The sequence below is a fragment of the Dyella sp. 01N36 genome, assembly GCF_056399745.1.
In genome coordinates, this window is sequence record NZ_JBFTRY010000010.1 from 61,559 (window position 1) to 68,203 (window position 6,645).

6 protein-coding genes are annotated in these 6,645 nt (G+C 64.2%); 3 read left to right on the plus strand and 3 right to left on the minus strand.

Translation table 11 applies throughout. The features are described 5' to 3' along the window. The first annotated feature begins 16 nt into the window (after positions 1-16). Both AC1DMG_RS04390 and AC1DMG_RS04395 read left to right on the plus strand, forming a co-directional pair. Positions 17-1,486 carry an efflux transporter outer membrane subunit gene (locus AC1DMG_RS04390; protein ID WP_441604591.1) on the plus strand — a complete coding sequence of 490 codons (1,470 nt, stop codon included), beginning with the start codon at positions 17-19 and terminating at the stop codon, positions 1,484-1,486. A gap of 78 nt (positions 1,487-1,564) precedes the next feature. Continuing rightward, positions 1,565-2,506: an aldo/keto reductase gene (locus tag AC1DMG_RS04395; RefSeq protein ID WP_441604592.1), complete on the plus strand. Its 942-nt coding sequence runs from the start codon at positions 1,565-1,567 to the stop codon at positions 2,504-2,506. A 14-nt stretch (positions 2,507-2,520) separates the two neighbouring features. Here AC1DMG_RS04395 and AC1DMG_RS04400 read toward each other — a convergent pair whose 3' ends face one another. Together AC1DMG_RS04400 and tehA are read right to left on the minus strand one after the other, a co-directional pair. Continuing rightward, positions 2,521-4,275: an MOSC domain-containing protein gene (locus AC1DMG_RS04400; RefSeq protein ID WP_441604593.1), complete on the minus strand. Its 1,755-nt coding sequence runs from the start codon at positions 4,273-4,275 to the stop codon at positions 2,521-2,523. 52 nt (positions 4,276-4,327) lie between these two features. Then, positions 4,328-5,284: a dicarboxylate transporter/tellurite-resistance protein TehA gene (gene tehA, locus AC1DMG_RS04405; protein WP_441604594.1), complete on the minus strand. Its 957-nt coding sequence runs from the start codon at positions 5,282-5,284 to the stop codon at positions 4,328-4,330. 290 nt (positions 5,285-5,574) lie between these two features. On the opposite strand from tehA, the gene AC1DMG_RS04410 reads away from it, so the two are divergent. Beyond that, positions 5,575-5,823, plus strand: coding sequence for a hypothetical protein (locus AC1DMG_RS04410; RefSeq protein WP_441604595.1), 249 nt, complete (start codon positions 5,575-5,577; stop codon positions 5,821-5,823). 252 nt (positions 5,824-6,075) lie between these two features. Here AC1DMG_RS04410 and AC1DMG_RS04415 read toward each other — a convergent pair whose 3' ends face one another. Then, entirely contained in the window at positions 6,076-6,417 is a 342-nt protein-coding gene (locus AC1DMG_RS04415) for a hypothetical protein (protein WP_441604596.1), read from the minus strand. Positions 6,418-6,645: the final 228 nt, after the last annotated feature.

Genomic DNA, 6,645 nt, shown 5'->3' on the forward strand with positions numbered 1-6,645 from the left:
CTTCTGGAGTCACGCCATGAAATCGATGAACTCACTCGCGTTGGGGCCTTTTGTCCGAACGCTCCTGCTGGCCGCTGCTGCGCCCGCGCTTTTGTCCGCGTGCATGGTGGGGCCCAACTTTGAACGTCCGGCAGCGCCGACCACCGAGCACTACGACGCCCAGGCCGAGCAGGCGCTCGACGGCAGCCATGCGTCGGCGGGCACGGCGCACGTCGAGCTTGGCAAAACCATGCAGGGCGACTGGTGGTCGACGCTCGGCTCGGCCAAGCTCGATCAAGTGATGCGCAAAGCCATCGCTGGCAATTTTGATCTACAGGCCGCGGATGCCACGATCGCGCAAGCGAATGAAGCGGTGGCTGCCACTGCCGGCGCCTTGAGTCCGCAAGTGGGATTTGGCGCCACGGGCGGTCGCCAGAAGGGCAGCAACGGTGCGGGAGTTGGCACGTCCAACTTTTATGCCGTCGGGCCGCAGGTGAGTTTTGACTTCGACCTTTTCGGCGGCACCAAGCGCAAGGTCGAAGAGCGCACCGCGCTCGCCGAGCTGGAGAAGCATCGCTTCGATGCGGCCTACCTCACGGTGACCGGCGATGTGGCCAGCGAAGCGATTGCACTGGCTTCGGCCCGTGCACAGATCAAGGCAGTGCAAGTGCTGATTGCCGACGACCAGAAAAACCTGGACCTGGTGCGCAAGGCGCACGAATACGGCACGGCCACGCAAGTGGATATCGCGCTGGCCACCACGCAGCTGGCGCAGGACGAAACCCTGCTGCCGCCGCTGGCGCAGCAGCGTGATGTTGCGCGGCATGCCTTGGCTATCCTGGTCGGCAAGAGCCCAGGCGACTGGACCGCACCGGATTTCGATCTCAGCGATTTTGCGCTGCCGGAAAGCCTGCCCGTGACGCTGCCCTCTGAGCTGGCGCGCGAACGCCCCGACATCCTCGAGGCTGAGGCGCAACTGCATGCGGCCAGCGCCGAGATTGGTGTGGCTACGGCGGATATGTATCCGCATCTGACCCTGTCCGCGTCGCTCACCCAGGCGGGTCCTGGCATCGGAACACTGTTTGGACTCGCCGGCGCGCTGGCCGGGCCGATTTTCGACGGCGGCACCCTGAAGGCCAACCGGCGCGGCGCCGTCGACGGCTATAAGGCATCGCTCGCGGGTTACCAGCAAACCGTCATCACCTCGTTGGGCCAGGTGGCGGACGTGCTGCAGGCGATCAACCACGACACCGAGGAATACGCAGCGCAGGAGCGCGCCTTGAACGCGGCCGAGGCCAGCTTGAAATTGAACCAGCAGGGCTATCGGGTCGGCGAGATCGGCGTGCTGCAAGTGCTGGATGCCGAGCGTGCTTACCAGCGTGCCTTGATTGGCCATATCCAGGCACAGACGGCACGCCACCTCGACAGCGTGCAGCTTTCGATCGCCCTGGGTGGCAACGCCAACGGCGTCTCCGAGCAGCGCGTGGCGTCGCGCGATCAACCCTGAGCAGCGGCGCCGATAGAAATCTTCAACTCACGCGGCGGCTGCCCTGTGCAAGCCGCCCATACGACCAGAGAGCACGACATGCGTTCGTCCGACCATCTTCGTCACACCACCATTCCCCTGGCCCACGGCACCGGTGACATGCCGGCGGTGGGATTCGGCACCCTGATCGCCAACCGCGATGCCGCCAGGCTGGCCATCAAGGCGGCACTGGAAACCGGCTTCCGTCATCTCGATGCGGCAGAACGCTATCTCAACGAAGACGTCGTCGGCGCGGCGATGCAAGCGGCGTTTGCGGCCGGCACCGTGAAGCGCGAGGAGCTCTTCGTCACTACCAAGCTGTGGAACACCAATCACCGCCCGGAACGCGTCAGGCCTGCGTTTGAAGCGAGCCTCCGCCGGCTCCGGCTCCACTACATCGATCTCTACCTGATCCACACGCCGTTTGCGTTCAAGCCGGGCGACGAGATGGATCCCCGTGACGAGCACGACCAGCCCATCTACGACACCGGCGTGGCCCTGGTGGAAACCTGGCGCGCGATGGAACGCCTGGTGGACGAAGGGAAGTGCCGCGCCATCGGGCTATCGGACGTCACGCTGCCCAAGCTCAAGGAGATTGTCGACGTGGCGCGCATCAAGCCCGCGGCGGTGCAGGTGGAGTGCCACCCGTATCTGCCCGAATGGGAGCTGTTGGAGTACTGCCAGCAACATGGCATCGTGCTGCTCGCGTTTGCGCCGCTGGGTCATGGCATGGAGCCGCGCATCACCGACGACGCGGTGATCACCGGCATCGCCCAGCGCGTTGGCAAGACGCCGGCGCAAGTGGCGCTGGCCTGGGCGGCGCAACGCGGCACGGCCTTTCTGACCACCTCGACCAACCCCGCGCATATCGAGGAGAACTTCGCCATCGATTCACTGCCCGACGAAGCGATGCGCCAGATGAAAGAGGACATCACCACCTCGGTGCGCTTGAATGCCGTGGTCGAGACTGGTGTTCCTGGGTTCGTGCCGCGGCGTAAGTAAGTGGGCGGACTGCCTTAGAGATCAAGCTCAATGTCGGTCGTGGGGCGTGCACAGCAGATCAGCACGCTGCCACTGGCGGGCGCGCCCACCGGTTCGGTGTCGTAGCGAATCTGGCCGGCGATAAGCGCGGTCTCGCAGGTGTGGCACACGCCCGCACGGCACGACCAGCGCACGGGCACATCGCAGGCCTCGGCAAATTCCAGCAGGCTTTGATAGCGATCGGACCAGGGCAGCGCCAGGCCGCTACGACTGAAAGACACCGTGGGGCCTTGCCCCGCCGGACCTTGCGGCAGATGCGGAGACCTGGCGGGCCCTGCAGCGATGCCCGGCGTGATCGACCCTACGCTGCCGAAGATCTCCGTATGCAGATGCGTGGACGCGTAACCCGCCGCTGCCAGTCCGTCCATCAGGTCGGACATGAAGGCAGTTGGGCCGCAGAGGTAAAACTGGGCGTTGCCGGGTACGCCCAGTCGCTGGATCGTCGCGGCGCTGATGCGTTCGGCGACATCGAAATCGTGGCCCAACTGATCTTCAGCGCGAGGCTGGCTAAAGGCGACGAGCGCATGTACATGCGGTAGTGCGCCAAGCAGGTGGCGGACTTCCGATGCAAACGGACGTTCGGCGCCGTTGCGTGCGCCATAGATCCAGTAGACCTCGCGCCTGGCCGCCGCTCCTTCCGCCACCAATTGATGCAGCATGCCGAGCACCGGCGTAACGCCGATGCCCGCGCTCACCAACACTACCGGATCATCACCCGCCTGCAGCGTAAACGTCCCGCGTGGCGCGCTGACCTCAAGCAGGTCCCCCGCATGAATTTGGCTGTGGATATATTGGCTGCCCTCGCCGGAACCGCGCTTGATGCTCACGCGATAGCAGCCGTCTTCACCGATATTGGAGATCGAGTAGCTGCGCGTGACCGCGCTGCCGCCATCGGCCGCAGGCAGGCGCAACACCACGAACGATCCTGCGGCCGGCGGCGCGAGAAAGGGTGGCTCCGTCGCGGTCAGCAGCAGGGACTTCACCTCGCTGCTTTCCTCCACCACGCTCACTACTTTCAAGGTGCGAAAGCCCGGCCACGCAGCCGGTGGCAGCACTGGTGCGAGCCCGGCGTTGCCCGGCAGGCCCTCGGTATTCGCCAGTAAGGCATCGAAGGACTGCTTCCAGCCAGGACTGAGCGAAGGCTCGCTGGCTGCGCGTTGCAGCCGGTCTTTGGGATGATCAGGTAGGTAGAGCAAGCCATCTACTTCGGCCACGGTCATGCCTTCACGTCCCCGCTCGACGCGCACGATCTCGTCGCCAGAGCCGATCTCGCCTTCCTCGATCACCCGAAAATAAAAGCCTGGCCGACGATGCGAGACGAGCAGGGCGGGCATGCGCGGTTCATCCATGCGTATACCGACGCGATAGCAGGTGACTCGCGGTTGCGATACTTCGAACAGGGCTCCGCCGATGCGATAACGGTCGCCGACGCATACGTCGTCGTCGGGCAGTCCATCCACCGTCAGGTTTTCACCGAACATGCCGTATTCGCCCAGCGTTCGCTGCAGCACCTGTTCCCAGTATCGGTACGAGGCAACCTGGTAAACCATCACCGCACGATGCACGCCGCCGTGGCCTTGCAGGTCGCCCTGGCCGTCACCATCGAGATTGAGCCGGCGCGCCATCACGCGTCCGCTCACGGGGCGTTTCCATACGGCCGTCCGAACGACTTTGCCGCGCCACGACACTTCTGCGGGAAGGCCGACATTGACGGATACGACGTGGCTCATGGCTGACAACTCCGCGCACATCAGGGGCAGCCTCGGCGCCCATGGAGTCGACTCACTGCGGAGACGAACGTTTCCCCGGCACGAGCAGACGAATAGTCGCCACCGTCATGATCAGGATGACCAGGTTGCCGCCGATGAACAGATACGGCGCCATCAGGGCGAACGGACCTTGTTCGCCATGCTGGATGAGGCGCAGTGGTGCCGCCGTGAGGGACGTCACGCCAAAGGTGAAGCCCCAGTAGCTCACTGCAAAAGGCTGGGCGCGTATCCACGGCAGCAGGCGCAGCAACACCACCGCGATCATCAGGCCATAGGCCAGCATGGCGTGGATGAACAGGTCCGGCGGACCGCTGCTCAGATTGATGTATGCGATCGCGCCGACCGTCGGCGGCGCCAGCTGGATGCCCAGGGTGGGGCGCATCATCGGCGGCATGGCGTCGGCGGTATAGAGCCGATGCAACAGCACCGCGTCGATCGCCAGCCAGGTGAACGCGCCGGCGCCAAATGCCAGCTGGCCCCAGTCGGCGTAGCCCAGGTTCGCTGCCACGGCTGCCGCCACGAACGAACCACCCACCACCGGCAGATAGAGCGCGGCGGTGGTGCACGCTTTGTCCCGTCCACCCACCCAAAGCGTACCCGTCAGCCACACGGCGAAACTCACCGTGTGAAGAAAGCCGAGCACGAACAGCACCAGCGCGGTGGCGCGCGAATAGGGCAATACGGCGCCAGCCATCACCATGGTGGTGAGGCCGGCAAGTCCCACGAAGCAACTTTGCACGGGATGGCTTAGTTCAGCGAGCGCGGCCGGTCGCGCATAGATCCATTTGGCCGAGGTCAGCACGATCAAACCGATCCATACCAGGGCCGCCAGGGCGAGCAGGGTCTCGCCGACCCACGAAGGCAGTTGCCAAACCTGATGCGCCGCCCGCCAGGCGTTGCCCAGGCCGCCAATGCCAAGCACGATGCCGAAGAAGCTCGCAGGAACAACGGGCAACTTGCTCACTGCCATGGTGTAAGGCCTCGATGGAGCGCTGCGGTTTGACGAACGGCTTGCGCCGGATGTTTCCCGAAGAACGCGCTATCCGAGACGCCACGCCTGAGCTTGCCCCCGAAAGACGCTGTCACCCAAGGGGGCACCATAGGCAGGCCATCTGGCCGGCACCATTGCACCAAAGTGTCACCGATACTTTGGTATCGACGCGGTGGGCAGGAGCGGCTTGTCGCATGGCCGGCACCTCATCGCGCAAGCAGGTAACATCGGCCGGTAACGGCCTGATGTAGTTGCACGAGGAGTGACCCATGATTTTCGCCGTGTTCCTTGTTGCCCCCCACGACGTGAAAACCGAGCGCGTCGACGATGCCCCCGAGCTGCTTGAGCGCGATGGCGTGCTGTTCTCGTTGCGTGGCGGACCGCGCCAGCCCCAGACGACCGATCGCGTGTGGGATCCGGTGGCTGTGTATGCGCCCGACGAACTCAGCGAGGAGGAGTTCCAGGATCTGTTCGAGCGCAACCGGCCGCATGTGCCGGAGTTGAACTTGAGGTATTGAAACAACACGAAGGCGGGATATGGGCGCCGCGATGTTGCGCCTTTGAGGTTGTTCCGCCGCAGCGCTGCTCGTAGCCGCCATGGTTGCCCGTGGCGGTGGTGAAGCCTGCGATCACCGCCGCCCGGCCCGACAAGTGATCTTCATCCGCGATGGCGCGTCACCGCACAGGGCGACGAATCACACTCGCGCCATCGCTTCAGACCCGTCGTGTCGTTGCTGGTTGCGCCGCGGTCAGTCGCGGCTTCAGATGGTTCAGCGCACTGTGACCTGTGTAGACGCGGCCGTGGTGGCAAACACCGCGACGTCTTGAGCATGCCTGGCGGACTGCACCGGTTGCGGCGCGAGCTGGGAAGGGTAGTCCACATCCCAGTCAATACGGCCGTTGATGCGGCTGCTCGACACTTCAAGAGCCTCGCTGTTGTGGGCGGCGGCCAGGGATTGCGCTTGCACGGCGGCTTGCGCCACGGCCTCGGCTTGGGCGTTTTGTTCCGCAAGCAGCGGGGTGGCGACCAAGGCAGCCCCCAACATCATGGAGGTTGCAACCAGGCGCCTGGCTGAAAATCTGCGGTAGTTAGATGAATAAGTGACGTTCATGATTAGGGTTCCGATAGATGGTGGCGACGACCGCCCCGAGCTGGCTCCCTGCATTGAATCCGCATCCCTGCTGGGCGCGTCTTATTTTGTACAAGTACGCATAATAATCAGTGGCGGCGGGAAGTCAAGAGTTTTTGTGCGCAATGGTATAAAAATATGATTGCGCGTAAGACGGGCCCCGCTGCTTGTCTGTGGGAGCGCACCCTGTGCGCGACGGCCACGCTGGGG